Source organism: Klebsiella sp. D-Nf1, from assembly GCF_002810515.1.
In the GTDB taxonomy this organism is placed as follows: Bacteria; Pseudomonadota; Gammaproteobacteria; order Enterobacterales; family Enterobacteriaceae; genus Klebsiella; species Klebsiella variicola.
Genome location: NZ_PIOK01000002.1, coordinates 255,071 through 277,839 on the forward strand (window position 1 = coordinate 255,071; position 22,769 = coordinate 277,839).

A 22,769-nucleotide genomic window follows, 5' to 3' on the forward strand; every position below is an offset into this window, starting at 1 on the left:
CGGGGTAGCACAACCTGTTCCAGAGATTTCTTAAAGGGCAAAAGGATGCTCCATGTACATGACTTGTCGCTTGGGTTACATTGTTCACACTTTTTTCCGGCGTAGCCCAAAACGCGCTCTCGTCAAGTCGTTAAGGGCATGGCCTTCAACAGTCCGAACTGGAGTCAAAATGTCCTCACGTAAAGAGCTTGCTAACGCTATTCGTGCGCTGAGCATGGACGCTGTACAGAAAGCCAAATCCGGCCACCCGGGTGCCCCGATGGGTATGGCTGACATTGCCGAAGTGCTGTGGCGTGATTTCCTGAACCATAACCCGAACAATCCGGCCTGGGCTGACCGTGACCGTTTTGTGTTGTCAAATGGCCATGGTTCGATGCTGATTTACAGCCTGCTGCACCTCACTGGCTACGATCTGCCGATTGAAGAGCTGAAAAACTTCCGCCAGCTGCACTCCAAAACCCCGGGTCACCCGGAAGTCGGCTACACCGCGGGCGTGGAAACCACCACCGGTCCGCTGGGCCAGGGTATCGCTAACGCGGTCGGGATGGCTATCGCCGAGAAAACCCTGGCGGCGCAGTTCAACCGTCCGGGCCACGACATCGTCGACCACTTCACCTACGCCTTCATGGGCGACGGCTGCATGATGGAAGGCATCTCTCACGAAGTGTGCTCCCTGGCCGGTACCCTGAAACTGGGCAAACTGGTTGCCTTCTATGATGACAACGGCATCTCCATCGACGGCCACGTTGAAGGCTGGTTCACCGACGATACCGCGAAACGCTTTGAAGCCTACGGCTGGCACGTGGTGCGCGGCGTTGACGGTCACGACGCTGACGCCATCAAACGCGCAGTAGAAGAAGCGCGTGCGGTCACCGACAAACCGTCCCTGCTGATGTGCAAAACCATCATTGGTTTTGGTTCGCCGAACAAAGCCGGTACCCACGACTCCCACGGCGCACCGCTGGGCGACGCAGAAATCGCGCTGACCCGCGAAGCGCTGGGCTGGAAACACGCGCCGTTTGACATCCCGTCTGACATCTATGCGCAGTGGGATGCAAAAGAAGCTGGCCAGGCAAAAGAAGCCGCATGGAATGAGAAGTTTGCTGCCTACGCGAAAGCCTTCCCGCAGGAAGCGGCCGAATTCACCCGTCGTATGAAAGGTGAGATGCCGTCTGACTTCGACGCCAAAGCCAACGAATTCATCGCTAAGCTGCAGGCGAACCCGGCGAAAATCGCGAGCCGTAAAGCATCGCAGAACGCCATCGAAGCGTTTGGCCCGCTGCTGCCGGAATTCCTCGGCGGCTCCGCTGACCTGGCGCCGTCCAACCTGACCCTGTGGTCTGGTTCTAAGCCGATCAACGAAGACACTGCCGGTAACTACATTCACTACGGCGTGCGTGAATTCGGTATGACCGCTATCGCCAATGGTATCGCGCTGCACGGCGGTTTCCTGCCGTATACCTCCACCTTCCTGATGTTCGTGGAATACGCGCGTAATGCGGTACGTATGGCCGCGCTGATGAAACAGCGTCAGGTGATGGTCTACACCCACGACTCCATCGGTCTGGGCGAAGACGGCCCGACTCACCAGCCGGTAGAGCAGGTGGCTTCCCTGCGCGTGACCCCGAACATGTCCACCTGGCGTCCGTGTGACCAGGTTGAATCCGCGATTGCGTGGAAATATGGCGTAGAGCGTCACGACGGCCCGACCGCGCTGATTCTGTCCCGTCAGAACCTGGCGCAGCAGGAGCGTACCGCAGAGCAGCTGGCAAACGTCGCTCGCGGCGGTTACGTGCTGAAAGATTGTGCCGGCCAGCCGGAGCTGATCTTCATCGCGACCGGTTCAGAAGTAGAGCTGGCGGTTGCCGCGTGGGACAAACTGACTGCCGAAGGCGTGAAGGCGCGCGTGGTCTCCATGCCGTCCACCGACGCGTTCGACAAGCAGGATGCCGCTTATCGCGAATCCGTACTGCCGAAAGCCGTTTCTGCCCGCGTTGCGGTAGAAGCCGGTATCGCTGACTACTGGTTCAAATACGTTGGCCTGAACGGCGCGATCGTTGGCATGACCACCTTCGGTGAGTCTGCGCCGGCTGAGCAGCTGTTCGAAGAGTTCGGCTTCACCGTCGACAACGTGGTTGCTAAAGCCAAAGCACTGCTGTAATGGCTGGTACGGTGCGGGCTGATGCCCTCACCCCAACCCTCTCCCACAGGAGGGGGTGCAAAAACCAAAAACGGTAACCCCTGGGTTACCGTTTTGCTTTTACCTCGCCACCCGGCTTTTTTGTATGCACTATTCTTCGAACATGTAACCGCACTGTGAATTATTCCAAAGAAAATGTGACATAAGTCATATAGCTGGTTTATTGCTCTGGACAAACATTCCTTTTATTCCTTGTTTCGCTTATTCTAGCTGAAGCGTTTCAGTCGTTTAAATGTTCGACAATTAATCAATCAGTCGCAGTTTGCAGCTGGTAAGGTTCCCCTCAGAGCGTTGCTGGATTACTCTGTCAGCCACCTCAAAACAGGGTTAGCCTTGCAGGAGATCTATGACCATTCGCATCGCGATTAATGGCTTCGGTCGCATAGGACGCAACGTGGTTCGCGCTTTGTATGAATCCGGGCGTCGTGCGGAAATCACCGTGGTGGCAATCAATGAGCTGGCTGATGCGGCGGGTATCGCGCATTTGTTGAAATATGATACCAGCCATGGCCGCTTCGCCTGGGATGTCCGCCAGGAGCGCGAGCAGCTTTTTGTTGGCGATGACGCCATCCGCCTGTTACACGAGCCGACCATTGCGGCGTTGCCCTGGCGCGAGCTGGCGGTAGATGTGGTGCTCGACTGCACCGGCGTATACGGTAGTCGTGAACACGGCGAAGCCCATCTGCAGGCTGGCGCGAAGAAAGTGCTTTTCTCCCATCCTGGCGGCAACGATCTCGACGCGACGGTGGTCTATGGCGTTAATCAGGACGAGCTCCGCGCCGAGCACCGCATTGTCTCCAACGCCTCCTGTACTACCAACTGCATTATTCCGGTCATTAAATTGTTAGATGATGCCTATGGCATCGAGTCCGGCACCGTCACTACTATCCACTCGGCGATGCATGACCAGCAGGTGATTGACGCCTACCATCCGGATCTACGGCGTACCCGCGCGGCCAGCCAGTCGATCATTCCGGTGGATACCAAACTGGCGGCAGGGATCACCCGTATTTTCCCGCAGTTTAACGACCGTTTTGAAGCGATTGCCGTGCGAGTACCGACGATAAACGTGACGGCAATTGACCTGAGCGTGACGGTGAAAAAACCGGTAAAAGCATGTGAAGTCAACCAGTTGCTGCAAAAAGCAGCACAAGGTGCATTTCATGGTATAGTTGACTATACGGAATTACCGTTGGTCTCGACAGATTTTAACCACGATCCGCACAGTGCTATTGTTGATGGCACGCAAACCCGGGTCAGTGGCGCGCATCTGATCAAAACGCTGGTCTGGTGCGATAACGAATGGGGCTTTGCTAACCGAATGCTCGACACGACGTTAGCGATGGCGGCTATTGGTTTCAGGTTCGACGCGTAAACGTCGACAAAACTTTATGAATCAACGAGAGGATTCACCATGTCTGTAATTAAGATGACCGATCTGGATCTGGCTGGTAAACGCGTTTTTATCCGTGCGGATCTGAACGTACCAGTTAAAGACGGGAAAGTAACCAGCGACGCACGTATCCGTGCATCTCTGCCGACCATTGAACTGGCGCTGAAGCAGGGCGCGAAAGTCATGGTTACTTCTCACCTGGGTCGTCCGACCGAAGGCGAGTACAACGAAGAATTCTCTCTGCTGCCGGTTGTTAATTACCTGAAAGACAAACTGTCCAACCCGGTACGTCTGGTTAAAGACTACTTGGACGGCGTGGAAGTGGCTGCCGGTGAGCTGGTGGTTCTGGAAAACGTTCGCTTCAACAAAGGCGAGAAAAAAGACGACGAAGCGCTGTCCAAAAAATACGCCGCGCTGTGTGACGTGTTCGTCATGGACGCTTTCGGTACTGCGCACCGTGCGCAGGCTTCCACCCACGGCATCGGCAAATTTGCTGACGTGGCGTGCGCAGGCCCGCTGCTGGCCGCTGAACTGGACGCGCTGGGTAAAGCGCTGAAAGAGCCGGCTCGTCCGATGGTCGCTATCGTGGGTGGTTCTAAAGTGTCCACCAAACTGACCGTGCTGGATTCCCTGTCTAAAATCGCTGACCAGCTGATCGTCGGCGGTGGTATCGCCAACACCTTCGTTGCTGCCCAGGGCCACAACGTCGGTAAATCCCTGTACGAAGCAGACCTGGTTGATGAAGCTAAGCGCCTGCTGAGCACCTGTGATATCCCGGTTCCGACGGACGTTCGCGTGGCGACTGAGTTCTCCGAAACCGCGACTGCAACCCTGAAGTCTGTTAACGACATTAAAGATGAAGAGCAGATCCTCGACCTTGGCGACGTTTCCGCACAGAAACTGGCTGATATCCTGAAAAATGCCAAAACCATCCTGTGGAATGGCCCGGTCGGTGTATTCGAATTCCCGAACTTCCGTAAAGGGACTGAGATCGTGGCTAACGCTATCGCGGACAGCGAAGGTTTCTCCATCGCCGGCGGCGGTGACACCCTGGCAGCGATCGACCTGTTCGGCATCGCTGACAAAATCTCCTACATCTCCACTGGCGGCGGCGCGTTCCTTGAATTCGTCGAAGGCAAAGTCCTGCCGGCAGTAGCGATGCTCGAAGAGCGCGCTAAGCAGTAATTCAGTTCAGGCGGGGAAACCCGCCTGTTTTTCAGCGCGCTTAAGGGCTCGCGAACCTTCTTCAACGGTCGAAGATACAGATACAGGACTAAGTAACATGTCTAAAATTTTTGATTTCGTAAAACCGGGCGTCATCACTGGCGACGACGTTCAGAAAGTGTTCCAGGTAGCTAAAGAAAACAACTTCGCTCTGCCGGCGGTAAACTGCGTGGGTACTGACTCCATCAACGCCGTTCTGGAAGCTGCTGCGAAAGTTCGTTCTCCAGTTATCGTTCAGTTCTCTAACGGCGGCGCAGCGTTCATCGCGGGCAAAGGCGTGAAAACTGACGTTCCTCAGGGTGCTGCTATCCTCGGCGCTATCTCTGGCGCGCACCACGTGCACCAGATGGCTGAGCACTACGGCGTGCCGGTTATCCTGCACACTGACCACTGCGCGAAGAAACTGCTGCCGTGGATCGACGGTCTGCTGGACGCGGGTGAAAAACACTTCGCCGCTACCGGTAAACCGCTGTTCTCTTCTCACATGATCGACCTGTCTGAAGAGTCCCTGCACGAAAACATCGAAATCTGCTCTAAGTACCTGGCGCGCATGGCCAAAATGGACATGACCCTGGAAATCGAACTGGGTTGCACCGGTGGCGAAGAAGACGGCGTGGACAACAGCCACATGGACGCTTCTGCCCTGTACACCCAGCCGGAAGACGTGGATTACGCGTACACCGAGCTGAGCAAAATCAGCCCGCGCTTCACCATCGCCGCTTCCTTCGGTAACGTACACGGCGTGTACAAACCGGGTAACGTGGTTCTGACCCCGACCATCCTGCGCGACTCTCAGGAATATGTTTCCAAGAAACACAACCTGCCGCACAACAGCCTGAACTTCGTCTTCCACGGCGGTTCCGGTTCTTCCGCTCAGGAAATCAAAGACTCCGTCAGCTACGGCGTAGTGAAAATGAACATCGATACCGACACCCAATGGGCGACCTGGGACGGTATCCTGCAGTACTACAAAACGAACGAAGCTTACCTGCAGGGCCAGCTGGGCAACCCGAAAGGCGAAGACCAGCCGAACAAGAAATACTACGATCCGCGCGTATGGCTGCGTGCTGCACAGACTTCCATGGTGACCCGTCTGGAGCAGGCATTTAAAGAGCTGAACGCGATCGACGTTCTGTAAGAAAAATCTGTTTCTTACCCTGAAGCCCGCAGCAATGCGGGCTTTTTTATTACTTTAACAACAGGATAGCGAGCAGGAAAACTGTGATCCATTTGGCAAAACGTGCACTTATTGTTTACCCTATAACCTGACTGCCCTGTTGCAGGCTGAGTTATTTACTTCCCCGTTCGGGGATTCATAAGGAATGTTAAATGGAAGATTTGAACGTTGTCGATAGCATCAACAACGCCGGGACGTGGCTGGCACGCAACCAGGAGCTGCTGCTGAGCTATGCCGTCAACATCGTTGCCGCTATCGTTATCCTGATTATCGGGATGATCGTGGCGCGCATCGTCTCTAACACCGTCAACCGCCTGATGCTGGCGCGTAAGATTGATGCCACCGTTGCTGATTTTCTCTCGGCGCTGGTGCGTTACGCGGTTATCGCCTTCACCCTGATTGCCGCCCTGGGCCGGGTCGGTGTGCAGACCGCCTCGGTCATTGCTGTGCTGGGTGCCGCCGGTTTGGCGGTGGGTTTAGCGCTGCAGGGATCGCTGTCGAACCTTGCCGCAGGCGTACTGCTGGTGATGTTCCGCCCGTTCCGCGCGGGTGAATATGTCGATCTCGGCGGCATCGCCGGCACCGTGCAGAACGTGCAGATTTTCTCCACCACCCTGCGTACCGCAGACGGCAAAATCGTGGTGGTGCCGAATGGCAAAATCATCGCCGGCAACATCATTAACTTCTCCCGCGAACCGGCGCGCCGCAATGAGTTTATCATTGGCGTATCCTACGATGCCGATATCGACAAGGTGAAGCAGCTGCTGACCTCGATTATCGAATCTGACGATCGTATTCTGCGCGATCGCGAAATGACTGTACGCCTGAACGAACTTGGCGCCTCATCGGTGAACTTCGTGGTTCGCGTGTGGAGCAAAAGCAGCGATCTGCAAAACGTCTATTGGGACGTGCTGGAGCGTATTAAGCGTGATTTCGACGCCAACGGCATCAGTTTCCCGTATCCGCAGATGGATGTTCATGTGGTCCGCCTGCCGGAAAAAGCAGAGTAAATCGCCAGTGACAGATTCAGGCCGGCCATGCCGGCCTTTTTTAATGGCGTGTTATTAGCTTCTCTAATTAACGATTAATACTTTCAATTTCCGCTAATAATCCATTCGCGTTATAGTCAGCGCCACTCTCGAACACAGCGGAAAAATCCTTATGTTTACCTATTACTTTCAGGGCCTTGCCCTGGGAGCGGCAATGATTTTGCCGCTTGGCCCGCAAAATGCTTTTGTGATGAATCAGGGGATCCGTCGTCAGTATCACCTGATGATTGCCCTGCTGTGCGCGGTCAGCGACTTGCTGTTGATCTGCGCCGGTATTTTTGGCGGTAGCGCGCTGCTGATGCAATCCCCGTGGCTGCTGGCGATAGTGACCTGGGGCGGCGTGGCCTTTTTGTTGTGGTATGGCTTCGGCGCACTGAAAACGGCGTTCAGTCAGAATCTTGAGCTCGCCAGCGCCGAGGTGATGCAGCAGGGGCGCTGGAAAATCATTATCACCATGCTGGCGGTCACCTGGCTAAATCCGCACGTTTACCTGGATACCTTTGTGGTGCTGGGCAGCCTGGGAGGTCAACTGGCGGTGGAGCCGAAGCGCTGGTTTGCGCTGGGGACCATTAGCGCCTCTTTCCTGTGGTTCTTTGGCCTGGCGCTGTTAGCCGCCTGGCTGGCGCCTCGGCTGCGTACCGCCAAAGCCCAGCGGATCATCAATATTGTGGTCGGTGCCGTCATGTGGTTTATTGCGTTTCAGCTGGCAAAAGAGGGCGTCGGCCATATCCTGGCGTTGCTCAACTAAGCGTTGTCCGATGGACTTTCCTGCTGTACGCGCTAAGCTTGCTGGCATGCGTCCCGTAAGGGCGATTTAAGTAACATGGAGAAACGACAGTGAAGTTAAAAATCTTGGCCCTGGCGGCAGCACTCGGATTTAGCACAATGGCGGCACAGGCAAACGAATTGCCAGACGGTCCGCACATTGTGACTTCAGGCACAGCAAGCGTTGCCGCGGTTCCGGATATTGCCACCCTGGCGATCGAAGTGAACGTCGCGGCGAAAGATGCCGCATCGGCGAAAAAGCAGGCAGACGACCGCGTCGCGCAGTATCTCTCTTTCCTTGAAAAGAGCGGTATCGCGAAAAAAGACATCAGCTCGGCGAATCTGCGTACCCAGCCTGATTATGACTATCAGAACGGGAAAAGCATTCTGAAAGGCTATCGCGCGGTGCGCACTGTGGAAGTGACGTTGCGCCAGCTGGATAAACTTAACGGCCTGCTGGACGGTGCGCTGAAGGCGGGACTGAACGAAATTCGCTCCGTTTCGCTGGGTGTTGCGCAACCGGATGCCTACAAAGATAAGGCGCGTAAAGCGGCCATTGATGACGCGGTGCATCAGGCGCAGGAGCTGGCGGCTGGCTTCCACAGCAAGCTGGGGCCGGTCTACAGCGTGCGTTACCACGTCTCCAACTATCAGCCGAGCCCGATGGTTCGTATGATGAAGGCCGCTGACGCAGCGCCAGTTTCTGCCCAGGAAACCTACGAGCAGGCGACTATCCAGTTTGACGACCAGGTTGACGTGGTCTTTGAGCTGCAGCCAGCTCAGGCCGCCGCGCCAGCGAAACCGGCGGAAGAGCCGAAACCAGCGCAGTAAGCGATAGAAACAAAAAAGCCACTTCCCTGAAGTGGCTTTTTTTATGCCTGCGATTTAATCCTGGCGCAGCACTTTGTGGCCGTAATCAATAAGCGCATCGGTCACCCGGCGCATCATGCGGCTTTCCGGTGCAAAGCGGTGCCAGTACAGCATACGACGCTGGAACAGACCGGGCGTGAGGTCGATAAGCTCGCCGCTTTTCAGCTCTTTTTCGATTTGCAGATGCGGGATCATACAGCAGGTAGTGCCCTGGCGCGCCAGTTGCACGAAGGCTTCCGACGAGTTGACGATGTGGCAGGGGACGCTACCCGGCGGCAGGTCGAAGTTTTGTTGCAGGAACGCCTGATGCATATCGTCCAGATGATCAAAGGCGACGACCGGCGCTTTCAGCAGCGCAGAACGCGTCACGCCATTCGGGAAATAGCGTTGCGCAAACTCTTTTGAGGCGACAAACAGGTAATCGAGCGCGCCGAGCTGATCCACCAGGCAGCTTGGCAGCGCCTGCGGCTGGATACTCACTGCGCCCACCACTTCACCACGGCGCAGGCGCTCCTGGGTGCGGGTTTCATCTTCCACCTGCAGGTTGAGACGAATAGGGGAGTCTGACAGAACATTGGCCAGCGCCGGCAGGAGCCAGGTTGCCAGACTGTCGGCGTTCACCGCCAGCGACAGCAGTAGCGGCGTGGAGCCAGTCTGCTCGTCGCCCAGCCACTCTTCTTCCAATAGTTCAACCTGGCGCAACAGAGCCAGCAGCTTTTGCCCCTGCTCGGTAGGGCGTGGCGGCACGGTGCGCACCAGCAGCGGCTGACCGAACATATTTTCCAGCTGCTTAATACGCTGTGAGACGGCGGACTGGGTAATACATAGCTTCTGCGCGGCGCGCTCAAATCCTCGTTCCCTAATCACCGCATCCAGCGCTTGTAGTGTTCTGTAGTCCGGTCGTTTCATTATTCTGGCGTGCCCCCATAACTAATCGTTATCTCGCACTATGACATAAATTTTTATTTGATACAGACGAAATTGGTCTGCTCAGTTGTGTGATCTGCATCGCAGGGACATTTCCACTGTCGATGTTCTATAATGCGCCACAGGCATTCACATCTCGGACCATAATTATGACGCAGGATGAACTGAAAAAAGCAGTAGGTTGGGCGGCGCTGCAATACGTACAGCCAGGGACCATTGTCGGCGTGGGTACCGGCTCGACGGCGGCCCATTTTATTGACGCGCTGGGCACGATGAAGGGGCAGATTGAAGGCGCGGTCTCCAGCTCCGATGCCTCTACCGAAAAGCTCAAAAGCCTCGGGATCACCGTCTTCGATCTCAACAGCGTCGATCGCCTGGGGATCTATGTTGATGGCGCAGATGAGATCAACGGCCATATGCAAATGATCAAAGGCGGTGGCGCGGCGCTGACCCGTGAGAAGATCATTGCCTCGGTCGCCGATAAATTTATCTGTATCGCCGATGCCTCCAAGCAGGTTGATATTCTCGGTGCATTTCCGCTGCCGGTTGAAGTCATTCCGATGGCGCGCAGCGCCGTCGCGCGTCAACTGGTCAAGCTGGGCGGTCGTCCGGAGTACCGTCAGGGCGTGGTGACCGATAACGGCAACGTGATCCTGGACGTGCATGGCCTGGAAATTCTTGATGCCGTCGCGCTGGAGAATGCCATCAACAGCATTCCGGGCGTCGTGACCGTGGGGCTTTTCGCCAACCGCGGGGCTGACGTGGCGCTGATCGGAACTGCCGATGGCGTGAAAACCATCGTAAAATAGTCTGTCCGCAGGGAGCCAACCGGCTCCCTCGCAAATATTTTTTCACCTGGTGCAATTTGGTGACTTCTGTCACATTTATGCAACCATCCTGATTAACAAACTACCATTAATCTTCTTTCTGGTGTTTTGTCCTGCCATTTGCTTCTGGATGACATTTCTTCAGGACGGCGACGCAAACGTTCATATTGCCGCGATAGTTTTTTTTGATATGTTGCTGAGACGAACTTTCGTTCAGCACGACATTAGTTAAGACAAAACAGGACGGGGAAATGGCTAAGGTATCACTGGAAAAAGACAAGATTAAATTTCTGCTGGTTGAAGGTGTGCATCAAAAGGCAATCGATAACCTTCGTGCAGCAGGTTACACCAACATCGAATTTCACAAAGGCGCGCTGGACTCCGAAGAGCTGAAAGCGTCGATCCGTGATGCCCATTTCATCGGCCTGCGTTCCCGTACTCATCTGACTGAAGAGATTTTCGCCGCGGCAGAAAAACTGGTAGCAGTTGGCTGCTTCTGTATCGGTACTAACCAGGTGGATCTGGACGCGGCAGCGAAGCGGGGTATCCCGGTATTTAACGCCCCGTTCTCCAACACCCGCTCGGTGGCGGAGCTGGTCATCGGCGAACTGCTGCTGATGCTGCGCGGCGTGCCGGAAGCCAACGCCAAAGCGCATCGTGGGGTATGGAATAAGCTGGCGGTGGGCAGCTTTGAAGCGCGCGGCAAGAAACTGGGGATTATCGGTTACGGCCATATCGGTACCCAGCTCGGCATTCTGGCGGAATCGCTGGGGATGCATGTCTTCTTCTATGATATTGAAAACAAACTGCCGCTCGGCAACGCCACCCAGGTTCAGCATCTCTCCGACCTGCTGAACATGAGCGATGTGGTCAGCCTGCATGTGCCGGAAAACGCCTCCACCAAAAACATGATGGGCGCGGAAGAGCTGGCGCTGATGAAGCCGGGCGCGCTGCTGATCAACGCCTCCCGCGGTACCGTGGTGGATATTCCGGCGCTGTGCGATGCGCTGGCGAGTAAGCATCTGGCCGGGGCGGCTATCGACGTCTTCCCGACCGAACCCGCGACCAACAGTGATCCCTTCACTTCACCGCTGTGCGAGTTTGATAACGTGATCCTGACCCCGCATATTGGCGGTTCAACCCAGGAAGCGCAGGAGAACATCGGTCTGGAAGTGGCCGGCAAGCTGGCGAAGTACTCTGACAACGGGTCAACCCTGTCAGCGGTCAACTTCCCGGAAGTTTCTCTGCCGCTGCACGGCGGTCGCCGTCTGCTGCATATCCATGAGAACCGGCCGGGCGTCCTGACCGCTATCAACCAGATCTTCGCCGCGCAGAGCATCAACATTGCCGCGCAGTATCTGCAAACGTCGCCGCAGATGGGCTACGTGGTTATTGATATTGAAGCGGAAGAAGATGTTGCCCAGCAGGCGCTGCAGGCAATGAAAGCGATCCCGGGGACTATCCGCGCCCGTCTGTTGTTCTAATCATTTTTGCCTCTCGGGCAGGTCGCGTACCTGCCCGTTTTTTTGTTAATACTTTCCAGGCTGAAATTCTCGTCCCCGCGTACCTACCAACTCCAGGTTTTTCCCGGGGTGATCACCGCGGGTAGCGGGATATCCCACTCTTCACTTGGCAGGCTATCCACCTGCTGGCAGTCGTGCGCGTAGCCTACCGGCTGCAGGCGATACTGCTGCCAGTTTTGCAGCGTACGGTCGTAAAAACCGCCGCCCATTCCCAGTCGCTGACCACTGACATCGAAGGCTACCAGCGGGGTCACCAGCACATCGAGTTCAGCGAGCGGCAGCACGTCACGCACATCGAGCTTCGGTTCGCGGATTTTCAGGCGATTCACTATCAGTTGGCTCTGCGGATGGTAGTGTAAAAACAACAGGTTTCCGGGGCTAAACGGATGCAGCACCGGCAGATACACCCGTTTGCCGGCGCGCCATAGCTGGTCAATTAGCGGCTGGGTGTCCAGCTCGCCGTCAAAGGAGAGGAACAGCGCCACGGTATGGGCGAGTACGACCGGCGGCCAGGTCATCATCCGCTCCGCGGCCTGTTGGGCAAACAGGCGCTGTTGCTCCGGACTGAGCGCGCGGCGACGCTCGCGGATCTGCTGGCGAATATGCTGTCTGGAGAGCGGGATATCGGGCTGTAGGGTCATGCAGGTCTCATTACGAGCAAGCGAAACAATACGAGGAAGTGTAATACAGGGCGGCAGTAGCCGAAAACTAGAGCGTTGGGATAATGCGAACTAAAGAAGGGAATCTCCGAGATGCCGCCGCAGGCTGTAACCCTTGAACCCTTGGTTCAAGGTGAATGTGTCGTCACAGTTTTAAGGCTTCTCGGACGAACCGAGCATGCTCACCAACCGTGGAGCGCCACATTCTTGTGGTATGAAATATCGGCTCAGGGGACTGGCCCGCTTGCAAACATCTCAGAGAAATTTTGTTCCTGGAATTACTCTAACACAGTTAACTGCAAAGTGTTATTCAAACTTTGACCCTGGTCTTTCGCTTATGCGACCTTGCTCAAGCAATGCTTGTTCGATGGTCTGCTGAAGCATCCGAATGCGCTGCTCCATGCTCGAAGCGTAGTCGCGGGTCTTCGCTTTTTCCTGAGTCAACTCATAGCTGATGTTCAACGCGGCGATGAAGACCAGCTGCTCAGTATTTGTGACTCTAGTGCGTTCTTTTAAATCTTGCAACCGCTGATTAAGGTCTTCAGCTGCCTGATTCAGGGCATCCCTTTGTTCAGGCGGGCAATTCACTCGCAGTGAACGGCCGAAAATTTGGAGATCTACGGGTTGTGCAGACATGCCACCTTCCTGCTGATTGACTGCGCTGCCTTCACATCCGAGCCCGGGTCTGCGAAGGGGCGACACTATAGCTACCCTGGTGCGGGGATACAAGCCCTTTTCTGGTTCACCAGGGTCCAAAGTGGTAGCATATCATGAATATTCCTCCCAACGATGACGAATGCGCATGTCTATACAGAACGAAATGCCTGGTTACAACGATGTAGACCAGTTACTGAACCAACAAGGGGTCGGCCTCACCCCAGCCGAAATGCACGGTTTGATCAGCGGATTGCTGTGCGGCGGCAACACGGACAGCAGCTGGCTGCCGCTGGTGCACGACCTGACCAACGAAGGGCTCGCCTTTGGTCATGAACTGGCCCAGGTGCTGCGTAACATGCATTCCGCCATCAGCGATTCACTGGATGACGACGGTTTCCTCTTTCAACTGTATCTGCCGGAAGGCGATGCGGTAAGCGTCTTCGACCGCGCCGACGCTCTCGCCGGTTGGGTCAACCATTTCCTGCTCGGCCTTGGCGTCAGCCAACCGAAGCTGGATAAAGTGAAAGACGAGACCGGGGAAGCGATTGACGATCTGCGTAATATTGCCCAGCTGGGCTACGATGAAGACGAAGATCAGGAAGAGCTGGAGATGTCTCTGGAGGAGATTATCGAGTATGTCCGCGTTGCCGCACTGCTGTGCCACGACACTTTTTCTCGTCAGCAGCCAACCGCACCGGAAGTCCGCAAACCGACATTACACTAACTAAAATTCGTTCAGGGGGCGTCATGACTCAGCAGGAATTTCTCTCGCGTCGCCAGGCGCTGCTGGCGCAGATGCAGCCAGGCAGCGCGGCGCTGATTTTCGCCGCACCGGAAGCGGTGCGTAGCGCAGATTCGGAATATCCCTACCGGCAGAACAGCGATTTTTGGTACTTCACCGGCTTCAACGAACCGGAAGCGCTGCTGGTGTTGATTAAAAGCGATGAAACGCACAATCATAGCGTGCTGTTTAACCGGGTTCGCGATCTGACCGCTGAGATCTGGTTCGGTCGCCGTCTGGGCCAGGATGCCGCGCCGGCGAAGCTCGGTGTCGATCGCGCGCTGGCATTTAGTGAAATCAACCAGCAGTTGTATCAGCTGCTCAATGGTCTGGACGCTATCTATTTCGCCCAGGGCGAATATGCCTATGCCGATGAGATTGTGTTTAACGCCCTCGAAAAACTGCGCAAAGGCTCGCGCCAGAATCTGCAGGCGCCGAACTCCGTCATCGACTGGCGGCCTGCGGTTCATGAAATGCGTTTGTTTAAATCCGCGGAAGAGCTGGCAGTGATGCGCCGCGCCGGCGAAATTTCCGCCCTTGCCCATACCCGGGCGATGGAAAAATGCCGCCCCGGCATGTTCGAATATCAGCTGGAAGGTGAAATTCTCCATGAATTCAACCGCCACGGCGCGCGTTTCCCGTCCTATAACACCATCGTTGGCGGCGGCGAAAACGGCTGCATTCTGCACTACACCGAAAACGAATCCGAACTGCGTGATGGCGATTTAGTGCTGATTGACGCCGGCTGCGAATATCGCGGCTACGCGGGAGACATTACCCGCACTTTCCCGATAAACGGCAAATTCACTAAACCGCAGCGTGAAATCTACGACATCGTGCTGGAATCGCTGGAAACCGCGCTGGAGCTTTATCGCCCGGGCACTTCGATCTATCAGGTTAACCAGGAAGTGGTGCGCATTATGATCACCGGCCTGGTGCGGCTGGGGATCCTGAAAGGCGAGATTGACGAACTCATCGCCAATAATGCCCACCGCCCGTACTTTATGCATGGCCTGAGCCATTGGCTGGGGCTGGATGTGCACGATGTCGGCAATTACGATACCGACCGTTCGCGCATACTGGAGCCGGGGATGGTGCTGACCGTCGAGCCGGGGCTGTATATCGCTACCGACGCCGATGTCCCCGCGCAGTATCGCGGTATCGGCATCCGTATTGAAGATGACATCGTCATTACCGAAGACGGCAACGAAAATCTCACCGCCAGCGTGGTGAAGAAGGCGGATGAGATCGAGGCGCTGATGGCGGCGGCGCGCCAGTCATGAGCGTGCTGATCGTCGGTGGCGGGATGACCGGGGCGACGCTCGCGCTGGCCATCTCCCGTTTGACCGGCGGCGCCCTGCCGGTCCATCTGATTGAAGCGCAGGATCCGCATTCGTCACGCCACCCAGGCTTTGACGATCGGGCGATTGCCCTGGCTGCGGGCACCTGCCAGCAGCTGGCGCGCATCGGTATCTGGCAGAACCTTGCTAAACGAGCAACGCCTATCCAGCGGGTACATGTCAGCGACCGCGGCCATGCCGGGTTTGTAAACCTGGCGGCGGCCGATTACGGTCTGTCGGCGCTGGGGCAGGTGGTTGAACTCCACGATGTCGGCCAGCGGCTGTTTAGCCTGCTGCGCGAGGCGCCAGGCGTCACGCTGCACTGTCCGGCGAAAGTGGAAGCGGTCAGCCGCCGGGAGGAGAGCGTCAGCCTTACGCTTGAGGGCGGCGAAATCATCAACGGTAAGCTGCTGGTGGCGGCGGACGGTTCCCGTTCGGCGCTGGGCGCTCACTGCGGCATCAGCTGGCAGCAGCAGCCGTATGAGCAACTGGCGATTATCGCCAACGTTAGCACCGCCTTGCCGCACGAAGGCCGCGCCTTCGAGCGTTTTACCGAGCACGGTCCGCTGGCGATGCTGCCGATGTCGCAAGGACGCTGTTCGCTGGTGTGGTGCCATCCGCAGTCGCGGCGCGACGAGGTGCTGAGCTGGTCTGACGAACGTTTTTGTCAGGCGTTACAGCAGGCATTCGGCTGGCGGCTGGGGCGTATTACCCATGCCGGTAAGCGCAGCGTCTATCCGTTAGCCTTAACCACTGCCACCCGTGCGGTGTCACACCGTCTGGCGCTGGTCGGTAATGCGGCGCAGACGCTGCATCCGATCGCCGGGCAGGGCTTTAATCTTGGCCTGCGCGATGTGATGAGCCTGGCGGAGATGCTTGCCGACGCGCACGTGGCCCGCGACGATGTGGGCGATTATTCCCTGCTGTGCCGCTACCAGGCACGGCGGGCAGGTGATAAAGCCGCCACTATCGGTGTCACCGATGGGCTGGTGCATCTGTTTGCCAACCGTTGGGCGCCGCTGGTGGCGGGGCGCAACGTCGGTCTGATGGCCATGGAATTATTTACCCCAGCGCGCGATGCGCTGGCGCAGCGTACCCTCGGTTGGGTTCCCCGTTAAGGAGTAAAACGTGCAAAGTGTTGATGTTGCCATTGTTGGCGGTGGAATGGTGGGACTGGCGGTAGCCTGCGGTTTACAGGGCAGCGGCCTGCGCGTCGCGGTGCTGGAGAAAGCAGCGCCACAGCCTCTGGCCGCCGATGCGCCGCCGGCGCTGCGCGTTTCGGCGATCAATGCCGCCAGCGAAAAGCTACTGACTAAGCTGGATGTCTGGCATGAGATCGTCGCCCAGCGCGCCAGCTGCTATCACGGTATGGAAGTGTGGGACAAAGACAGCTTCGGCCGCATTAGCTTCGATGACCAGAGCATGGGCTTCAGCCATCTGGGCCATATTATTGAAAATGCCGTGGTGCATCACGCATTGTGGCAGAGAGCGCAGCGCTGCGCTGACGTCACCCTGCTGGCGCCTGCGGAGCTGCAGCAGGTGGCGTGGGGTGAAAACGAAGCCTTTCTCAGCCTGCAGGACGGCAGCATGTTGACCGCGAGGCTGGTGGTTGGCGCTGATGGCGCGAATTCATGGCTGCGTAATAAGGCCGATATTCCGCTGACCTTCTGGGATTACCACCATCATGCGCTGGTGGCGACGATACGCACGACTGAGCCGCATCAGGCGGTGGCACGCCAGGCGTTCCATGGCGAGGGCATTCTGGCCTTCCTGCCGCTGAGCGATCCGCACCTGTGCTCGATCGTCTGGTCGCTGTCGCCAGCGGAAGCGAAGCGGATGCAGGAGGCTGATGAAGCCACTTTCAACCAGGCACTGAAAATCGCCTTCGATAATTGCCTCGGCCTCTGCCAGCTGGCAAGCGAACGTGAAGTCTTCCCGCTGACCGGCCGCTATGCCCGTCAGTTTGCCGCCCACCGCCTGGCGCTGGTCGGCGATGCCGCGCATACCATCCACCCGCTGGCCGGGCAGGGGGTTAACCTCGGTTTTATGGATGCCGCCGAGCTTATCGACGAGCTGAAGCGCCTGCACGCGCAGGGGAAAGATATCGGCCAGCATTTATATCTGCGCCGCTACGAGCGCAGCCGCAAGCACAGCGCTGCGCTGATGCTGGCGGGTATGCAGGGCTTCCGCGAAATGTTCTCCGGTAGCCATCCGGCGAAGAAATTCCTCCGCGATATGGGACTCAAACTGGCCGATACGTTGCCAGGCGTGAAACCGCAACTGATTCGCCAGGCGATGGGCCTGAACGATCTCCCCGCCTGGTTACGTTAACCGCGTCACACTTCTTTCACCCGGCCTGCGCGCCGGGTTTTCTCCCTCATTTGAAATATTCTAATTTCACCTCTTTTTTCGCATTAGTTTTATTAATGCGCTCTTTTTTTTGTTAAAGAAATTAGGCCCGTAAAATCGCATAAAACACCATCATTGCCTTATCGATGAAAGCTTGATGTTAATTTTATGTGGCATAAATCGCTTTTTTCCAGTCAATAACTCTGTAGGCTTTTCGGCGGATTTTAGTCATAAGCTAATGTGATGCCCTGAATGAGCTTATGGTTTAGCGCCGGGTTCGGTGGTAAGTTCAGGCAAAAGAGAACGTTTGCGTCGGCGTCCGTTAGCGGTGCCGTCGCCGAATTTTGTGGCGCAAAATCGCCGACAATCTCGTGGCTGGTTCCGTTTTATTCGATGAGGAAAAGATGGCTCAACAGACTCCGTTGTATGAACAACACACGCTGTGCGGCGCTCGCATGGTGGATTTCCATGGCTGGATGATGCCGCTGCATTACGGATCCCAGATTGATGAGCACCATGCGGTGCGCGGCGATGCAGGGATGTTCGATGTATCGCATATGACCATCGTCGATTTCCACGGCAGCCGGATCCGCGAGTTCTTGCGCTATTTGCTGGCCAACGATGTGGCGAAGCTGACCACCCCAGGCAAAGCGCTCTACACCGGCATGCTGACCGCCTCCGCCGGCGTCATCGATGACCTGATTGTTTATTTCCTTTCTGAAGATTATTTCCGCCTCGTTGTTAACTCCGCCACCCGCGAAAAAGACCTCGCCTGGATCTCCGAGCAAGCTGAACCTTACGGCCTTGAAATTACCGTTCGCGACGATCTGTCGCTGATCGCGGTCCAGGGTCCGCAGGCGAAAGCGAAGGCGGCGACGCTGTTCACCGACGCTCAGCGTCAGGCTGTGGAAGGCATGAAGCCGTTCTTTGGCGTGCAGTCCGGCGACCTGTTTATCGCCACCACCGGTTATACCGGCGAAGCGGGTTATGAAATTGCGATGCCGAACGAGCAGGCGGCGGATTTCTGGCGCGGTCTGCTGGACGCCGGCGTTAAGCCTTGCGGTCTTGGCGCGCGCGATACTCTGCGCCTGGAAGCCGGGATGAATCTGTACGGCCAGGAAATGGACGAAGGCGTCTCGCCGCTGGCGGCGAACATGGGTTGGACTATCGCCTGGGAGCCCGCCGATCGTAACTTCATCGGCCGCGAAGCGCTGGAAATGCAGCGCGAAAAAGGCACCGAGCAGCTGGTGGGCCTGGTGATGACCGAGAAAGGCGTCCTGCGCGGCGGCCTGCCGGTACGTTTTACCGATAGCGACGGTAATCAAAAAGAAGGCATTATCACCAGCGGCACCTTCTCGCCGACGCTGGGCTATAGCATCGCGCTGGCTCGCGTACAGGCCGGGATTGGCGACACCGCGGTGGTGCAAATTCGTAACCGTGAAATGCCGGTAAAAGTGACTAAACCTGGTTTTGTACGCAATGGCAAAGCCATTGTGTGATTTCCCTTTTTTGGAGATGAATTAATGAGCAACGTACCAGCAGAACTGAAATACAGCAAAGAACACGAGTGGCTGCGTAAAGAAGCGGACGGCACCTATACCGTCGGGATCACCGAGCACGCGCAGGAGCTGCTTGGCGATATGGTTTTCGTTGACCTGCCGGAAGTGGGCGCCACCGTTGAAGCGGGTGCCGATTGCGCCGTTGCCGAATCCGTGAAAGCGGCTTCCGATATCTACGCGCCGATTAGCGGTGAAATCGTTGCCGTCAACGAAGAGCTGAACGACTCTCCGGAACTGGTCAACAGCGATCCGTATAGCGACGGCTGGATCTTCAAAATTAAAGCCAGCGACGAAGCGCAGGTTGCCGCGCTGCTGGATGCGACCGCCTATGAAGCTCTGTTAGAAGACGAATAAATACGCTTCATCCTTCACGCTGCAGGGGCGTTGGCTTTCTGGCTCCCCCCGGTCACTTACTTTTGTAAGCTCCCGGGGAGTCGCTGTGTCGCCGCCTTCCTGCAACGCGAATGATTTTGCGTATTCTGGCCCGGTAAGCATCAGCGCTTGCCGGGCAAACCAGTCAGACAATCACGATTCACCGCACGTTTCAGGAACCATCGCTCATGACTCAGACTTTAAGTCAGCTTGAAAACCGCGACGCCTTTATTGAACGTCACATTGGCCCGGACGCTCAGCAGCAGCAAGAGATGCTGAAGACCGTCGGCGCGGATTCGCTTAACGCCCTGATTGGCCAGATTGTGCCGCAGGATATCCAGCTGGCGACCCCACCACAGGTGGGCGACGCGACTACCGAATTCGCCGCGCTGGCGGAGCTGAAGGCGATCGCCGGTCGCAACAAGCGCTTCAAGTCTTACATCGGCATGGGCTACACCGCCGTGCAGCTGCCGCCGGTCATTCAGCGCAACATGCTGGAAAACCCGGGCTGGTATACCGCCTATACCCCTTACCAGCCGGAAGTCTCCCAGGGCCGTCTGGAATCACTGCTGAACTTCCAGCAGGTCACTCTGGATCTGACCGGGCTGGATATCGCTTCCGCTTCGCTGCTCGATGAAGCCACCGCCGCTGCCGAAGCAATGGCGATGGCCAAACGCGTGAGTAAACTGAAGAACGCCAACCGCTTCTTCGTTGCCGCCGACGTCCATCCGCAAACGCTGGACGTGGTGCGTACCCGTGCGGAAACTTTCGGCTTCGACGTGATTGTCGATGACGCCGACAAAGTGCTCGATCACCAGGATGTCTTTGGCGTGCTGCTGCAGCAGGTGGGCACCACCGGTGAAATCCACGATTACAGTAAACTTATCGCCGAGCTGAAAGCGCGCAAAGTGATTGTCAGCGTCGCCGCCGACTTTATGGCGCTGGTGCTGCTGACGGCGCCGGGCAAGCAGGGCGCCGATATTGTCTTCGGTTCCGCTCAACGTTTCGGCGTGCCGATGGGCTATGGCGGCCCGCACGCGGCCTTCTTCGCGGCGAAAGATGAATTCAAACGCTCCATGCCGGGCCGTATTATCGGCGTATCGAAAGATGCGGCGGGTAATACCGCGCTGCGCATGGCGATGCAGACTCGCGAGCAGCATATCCGCCGCGAGAAAGCGAACTCCAACATTTGTACCTCGCAGGTTCTGCTGGCCAACATCGCCAGCCTGTACGCGGTTTTCCACGGCCCGGCGGGCCTGAAACGTATCGCTGGCCGCATTCATCGCCTGACCGACATTCTGGCCGACGGCCTGCAGAAGAAAGGGCTGAAGCTGCGCCATGCGCACTACTTCGACACCCTTTGCGTCGAAGTGGCGGATAAAGCCGCGGTGCTGGCGCGTGCCGAAGCGCTGCAGATTAACCTGCGCAGCGATATTCACGGCGCGGTGGGCATTACGCTTGATGAAGCGACCACCCGCGAAGATGTGCTGAACCTGTTCCGCGCCATCGTCGGCGACGATCACGGTCTGGATATCGATACCCTGGATAAAGACGTGGCGCTGGATAGTCGTTCGATCCCGGCGGCGATGCTGCGCGACGATGCGATCCTCACCCATCCGGTGTTTAACCGCTACCATAGCGAAACCGAGATGATGCGCTACATGCACGCCCTGGAGCGTAAGGATCTGGCGCTGAACCAGGCGATGATCCCGCTGGGCTCCTGCACCATGAAACTGAACGCCGCGGCGGAGATGATCCCGATCACCTGGCCGGAATTTGCCGAGCTGCACCCGTTCTGCCCGGTCGATCAGGCGGAAGGGTATCATCAGATGATCGCCCAGCTCTCAGATTGGCTGGTGAAACTGACAGGTTATGACGCCGTCTGTATGCAGCCGAACTCCGGCGCGCAGGGCGAATATGCCGGCCTGCTGGCGATTCGCCACTATCACGAGAGCCGCAACGAAGGCCATCGCGATATCTGCCTGATCCCAAGCTCCGCGCACGGCACCAACCCGGCTTCCGCGCAGATGGCGGGTATGCAGGTGGTGGTCGTTGCCTGCGACAAAAACGGCAACATCGATCTTGCCGATCTGCGTGAAAAAGCAGAGCAGGCAGGGGCGAACCTCTCCTGCATCATGGTCACCTATCCGTCGACCCACGGCGTGTATGAAGAGACCATCCGTGAAGTGTGCGAGATAGTGCATCAGTTCGGCGGCCAGGTTTATCTCGACGGCGCCAACATGAACGCCCAGGTTGGGATCACTTCTCCGGGCTTTATCGGCGCTGACGTTTCGCACCTCAACCTGCATAAAACCTTCTGTATTCCGCACGGCGGCGGCGGTCCGGGTATGGGGCCAATCGGCGTGAAAGCACACCTGGCGCCGTTTGTACCGGGCCACAGCGTGGTGCAGATTGAAGGCATGCTGACCCGTCAGGGCGCGGTCTCCGCCGCGCCGTTCGGCAGCGCTTCCATCCTGCCGATCAGCTGGATGTATATCCGCATGATGGGCGCGGAAGGGCTGAAACAGGCGAGCCAGAACGCGATCCTTAACGCCAACTATATCGCTACCCGCCTGAAAGATGCTTACCCGGTGCTCTATACCGGCCGCGACGGTCGCGTGGCGCACGAATGTATTCTCGATATTCGCCCGCTGAAAGAAGAGACTGGCATCAGTGAACTGGATATCGCCAAGCGTCTGATCGACTTTGGTTTCCATGCGCCGACCATGTCCTTCCCGGTCGCCGGGACGCTGATGGTTGAGCCGACGGAATCGGAAAGCAAGGTCGAGCTGGACCGCTTTATTGACGCGATGCTGGCGATCCGCGCGGAAATCGATCGCGTTAAAGCTGGTGAATGGCCGCTGGAAGATAACCCGCTGGTGAACGCGCCGCACACCCAGGGCGAGCTGGTGAGCGAGTGGAACCATCCGTACAGCCGCGAGCTGGCGGTATTCCCGGCAGGGTTGCACAACAAGTACTGGCCGACGGTAAAACGCCTGGACGATGTCTACGGCGACCGTAACCTGTTCTGCTCCTGCGTACCGATGAGCGAATACCAGTAAGTGGTGAATTAGCTAAACTTTTAAAGGCGCTGCGG

19 protein-coding genes and 1 other RNA gene are annotated in these 22,769 nt (G+C 57.0%); 16 read left to right on the forward strand and 4 right to left on the reverse strand.

Annotated features, from left to right (window positions below; translation table 11 throughout):
- Positions 1-169: 169 nt before the first annotated feature.
- The 7 genes from tkt to CWM54_RS11255 all read left to right on the forward strand — a co-directional run bounded on the left by tkt (position 170) and on the right by CWM54_RS11255 (position 8,639).
- The gene (gene tkt / locus CWM54_RS11225) at positions 170-2,161 is read left to right on the forward strand and encodes a transketolase (protein WP_100697101.1); all 1,992 of its coding nucleotides are present in this window, start codon (positions 170-172) and stop codon (positions 2,159-2,161) included.
- A gap of 385 nt (positions 2,162-2,546) precedes the next feature.
- Positions 2,547-3,575: an erythrose-4-phosphate dehydrogenase gene (gene epd / locus CWM54_RS11230; RefSeq protein ID WP_061153339.1), complete on the forward strand. Its 1,029-nt coding sequence runs from the start codon at positions 2,547-2,549 to the stop codon at positions 3,573-3,575.
- A 39-nt stretch (positions 3,576-3,614) separates the two neighbouring features.
- Complete coding sequence (gene pgk / locus CWM54_RS11235; RefSeq protein WP_039102545.1) at positions 3,615-4,778, forward strand: phosphoglycerate kinase; 1,164 nt, start codon at positions 3,615-3,617, stop codon at positions 4,776-4,778.
- A 97-nt stretch (positions 4,779-4,875) separates the two neighbouring features.
- Positions 4,876-5,955: a class II fructose-bisphosphate aldolase gene (gene fbaA / locus CWM54_RS11240; protein WP_008806452.1), complete on the forward strand. Its 1,080-nt coding sequence runs from the start codon at positions 4,876-4,878 to the stop codon at positions 5,953-5,955.
- 191 nt (positions 5,956-6,146) lie between these two features.
- Positions 6,147-7,004, forward strand: a complete 858-nt coding sequence (locus tag CWM54_RS11245; RefSeq protein ID WP_061153340.1) for a small-conductance mechanosensitive channel MscS — start codon at positions 6,147-6,149, stop codon at positions 7,002-7,004.
- A 151-nt stretch (positions 7,005-7,155) separates the two neighbouring features.
- Positions 7,156-7,791: an arginine exporter ArgO gene (gene argO, locus CWM54_RS11250; RefSeq protein ID WP_008806450.1), complete on the forward strand. Its 636-nt coding sequence runs from the start codon at positions 7,156-7,158 to the stop codon at positions 7,789-7,791.
- Between the two features lie 89 nt (positions 7,792-7,880).
- Complete coding sequence (locus tag CWM54_RS11255) at positions 7,881-8,639, forward strand: oxidative stress defense protein (RefSeq protein WP_061153341.1); 759 nt, start codon at positions 7,881-7,883, stop codon at positions 8,637-8,639.
- Positions 8,640-8,693: 54 nt separating this feature from the next.
- Here the strand turns inward: CWM54_RS11255 and argP are convergent, their stop codons facing one another.
- Positions 8,694-9,587 carry a DNA-binding transcriptional regulator ArgP gene (argP, locus tag CWM54_RS11260; protein WP_008806448.1) on the reverse strand — a complete coding sequence of 298 codons (894 nt, stop codon included), beginning with the start codon at positions 9,585-9,587 and terminating at the stop codon, positions 8,694-8,696.
- 167 nt (positions 9,588-9,754) lie between these two features.
- Here argP and rpiA point away from each other — a divergent pair, with 167 nt between their 5' ends.
- Together rpiA and serA are read left to right on the forward strand one after the other, a co-directional pair.
- On the forward strand, positions 9,755-10,414 hold the full coding sequence (rpiA, locus tag CWM54_RS11265; RefSeq protein ID WP_061153342.1) for a ribose-5-phosphate isomerase RpiA: 660 nt from the start codon (positions 9,755-9,757) through the stop codon (positions 10,412-10,414).
- 269 nt (positions 10,415-10,683) lie between these two features.
- Positions 10,684-11,916 carry a phosphoglycerate dehydrogenase gene (serA, locus tag CWM54_RS11270; protein ID WP_074387601.1) on the forward strand — a complete coding sequence of 411 codons (1,233 nt, stop codon included), beginning with the start codon at positions 10,684-10,686 and terminating at the stop codon, positions 11,914-11,916.
- Between the two features lie 83 nt (positions 11,917-11,999).
- Here serA and CWM54_RS11275 read toward each other — a convergent pair whose 3' ends face one another.
- The 3 genes from CWM54_RS11275 to zapA form a co-directional block, all read right to left on the reverse strand.
- Positions 12,000-12,596 (reverse strand): 5-formyltetrahydrofolate cyclo-ligase, encoded by a 597-nt coding sequence (locus CWM54_RS11275; RefSeq protein WP_100697103.1) that lies wholly within the window; start codon positions 12,594-12,596, stop codon positions 12,000-12,002.
- Between the two features lie 99 nt (positions 12,597-12,695).
- Positions 12,696-12,879, reverse strand: a non-coding RNA gene (gene ssrS, locus CWM54_RS11280) — 6S RNA.
- Positions 12,880-12,920: 41 nt separating this feature from the next.
- Positions 12,921-13,250 carry a cell division protein ZapA gene (zapA, locus tag CWM54_RS11285; protein WP_004205298.1) on the reverse strand — a complete coding sequence of 110 codons (330 nt, stop codon included), beginning with the start codon at positions 13,248-13,250 and terminating at the stop codon, positions 12,921-12,923.
- 166 nt (positions 13,251-13,416) lie between these two features.
- Here zapA and CWM54_RS11290 point away from each other — a divergent pair, with 166 nt between their 5' ends.
- The 7 genes from CWM54_RS11290 (at position 13,417) to gcvP (ending at position 22,734) form a co-directional block, all read left to right on the forward strand.
- Positions 13,417-13,995: a YecA family protein gene (locus CWM54_RS11290; protein ID WP_084441568.1), complete on the forward strand. Its 579-nt coding sequence runs from the start codon at positions 13,417-13,419 to the stop codon at positions 13,993-13,995.
- A 23-nt stretch (positions 13,996-14,018) separates the two neighbouring features.
- Positions 14,019-15,335, forward strand: a complete 1,317-nt coding sequence (gene pepP / locus CWM54_RS11295) for a Xaa-Pro aminopeptidase (protein ID WP_100680707.1) — start codon at positions 14,019-14,021, stop codon at positions 15,333-15,335.
- The gene (ubiH, locus tag CWM54_RS11300) at positions 15,332-16,510 is read left to right on the forward strand and encodes a 2-octaprenyl-6-methoxyphenyl hydroxylase (RefSeq protein ID WP_100680708.1); all 1,179 of its coding nucleotides are present in this window, start codon (positions 15,332-15,334) and stop codon (positions 16,508-16,510) included. Before pepP ends, ubiH begins: the two co-directional genes overlap by 4 nt.
- Positions 16,511-16,520: 10 nt before the next feature.
- On the forward strand, positions 16,521-17,723 hold the full coding sequence (gene ubiI, locus CWM54_RS11305) for an FAD-dependent 2-octaprenylphenol hydroxylase (RefSeq protein WP_100697107.1): 1,203 nt from the start codon (positions 16,521-16,523) through the stop codon (positions 17,721-17,723).
- A 422-nt stretch (positions 17,724-18,145) separates the two neighbouring features.
- Entirely contained in the window at positions 18,146-19,240 is a 1,095-nt protein-coding gene (gcvT, locus tag CWM54_RS11310) for a glycine cleavage system aminomethyltransferase GcvT (protein WP_100697109.1), read from the forward strand.
- A gap of 24 nt (positions 19,241-19,264) precedes the next feature.
- Positions 19,265-19,654 carry a glycine cleavage system protein GcvH gene (gene gcvH / locus CWM54_RS11315; RefSeq protein WP_008806439.1) on the forward strand — a complete coding sequence of 130 codons (390 nt, stop codon included), beginning with the start codon at positions 19,265-19,267 and terminating at the stop codon, positions 19,652-19,654.
- Between the two features lie 206 nt (positions 19,655-19,860).
- The gene (gcvP, locus tag CWM54_RS11320) at positions 19,861-22,734 is read left to right on the forward strand and encodes an aminomethyl-transferring glycine dehydrogenase (protein WP_100697111.1); all 2,874 of its coding nucleotides are present in this window, start codon (positions 19,861-19,863) and stop codon (positions 22,732-22,734) included.
- Positions 22,735-22,769 lie beyond the last annotated feature (35 nt).

What these genes read in the sequence shown, in the direction of transcription:
- serA (WP_074387601.1), top strand. Translation starts at nt 10,684, where the DNA reads ATGGCTAAGGTATCACTGGAAAAAGACAAGATTAAATTTCTGCTGGTT.
- pepP (WP_100680707.1), top strand. Translation starts at nt 14,019, where the DNA reads ATGACTCAGCAGGAATTTCTCTCGCGTCGCCAGGCGCTGCTGGCGCAG.
- pgk (WP_039102545.1), top strand. Translation starts at nt 3,615, where the DNA reads ATGTCTGTAATTAAGATGACCGATCTGGATCTGGCTGGTAAACGCGTT.
- gcvH (WP_008806439.1), top strand. Translation starts at nt 19,265, where the DNA reads ATGAGCAACGTACCAGCAGAACTGAAATACAGCAAAGAACACGAGTGG.
- rpiA (WP_061153342.1), top strand. Translation starts at nt 9,755, where the DNA reads ATGACGCAGGATGAACTGAAAAAAGCAGTAGGTTGGGCGGCGCTGCAA.
- tkt (WP_100697101.1), top strand. Translation starts at nt 170, where the DNA reads ATGTCCTCACGTAAAGAGCTTGCTAACGCTATTCGTGCGCTGAGCATG.
- epd (WP_061153339.1), top strand. Translation starts at nt 2,547, where the DNA reads ATGACCATTCGCATCGCGATTAATGGCTTCGGTCGCATAGGACGCAAC.
- fbaA (WP_008806452.1), top strand. Translation starts at nt 4,876, where the DNA reads ATGTCTAAAATTTTTGATTTCGTAAAACCGGGCGTCATCACTGGCGAC.
- CWM54_RS11275 (WP_100697103.1), bottom strand. Translation starts at nt 12,596, where the DNA reads ATGACCCTACAGCCCGATATCCCGCTCTCCAGACAGCATATTCGCCAG.
- zapA (WP_004205298.1), bottom strand. Translation starts at nt 13,250, where the DNA reads ATGTCTGCACAACCCGTAGATCTCCAAATTTTCGGCCGTTCACTGCGA.
- gcvP (WP_100697111.1), top strand. Translation starts at nt 19,861, where the DNA reads ATGACTCAGACTTTAAGTCAGCTTGAAAACCGCGACGCCTTTATTGAA.
- CWM54_RS11290 (WP_084441568.1), top strand. Translation starts at nt 13,417, where the DNA reads ATGTCTATACAGAACGAAATGCCTGGTTACAACGATGTAGACCAGTTA.
- ubiH (WP_100680708.1), top strand. Translation starts at nt 15,332, where the DNA reads ATGAGCGTGCTGATCGTCGGTGGCGGGATGACCGGGGCGACGCTCGCG.
- argP (WP_008806448.1), bottom strand. Translation starts at nt 9,587, where the DNA reads ATGAAACGACCGGACTACAGAACACTACAAGCGCTGGATGCGGTGATT.
- gcvT (WP_100697109.1), top strand. Translation starts at nt 18,146, where the DNA reads ATGGCTCAACAGACTCCGTTGTATGAACAACACACGCTGTGCGGCGCT.
- CWM54_RS11245 (WP_061153340.1), top strand. Translation starts at nt 6,147, where the DNA reads ATGGAAGATTTGAACGTTGTCGATAGCATCAACAACGCCGGGACGTGG.
- argO (WP_008806450.1), top strand. Translation starts at nt 7,156, where the DNA reads ATGTTTACCTATTACTTTCAGGGCCTTGCCCTGGGAGCGGCAATGATT.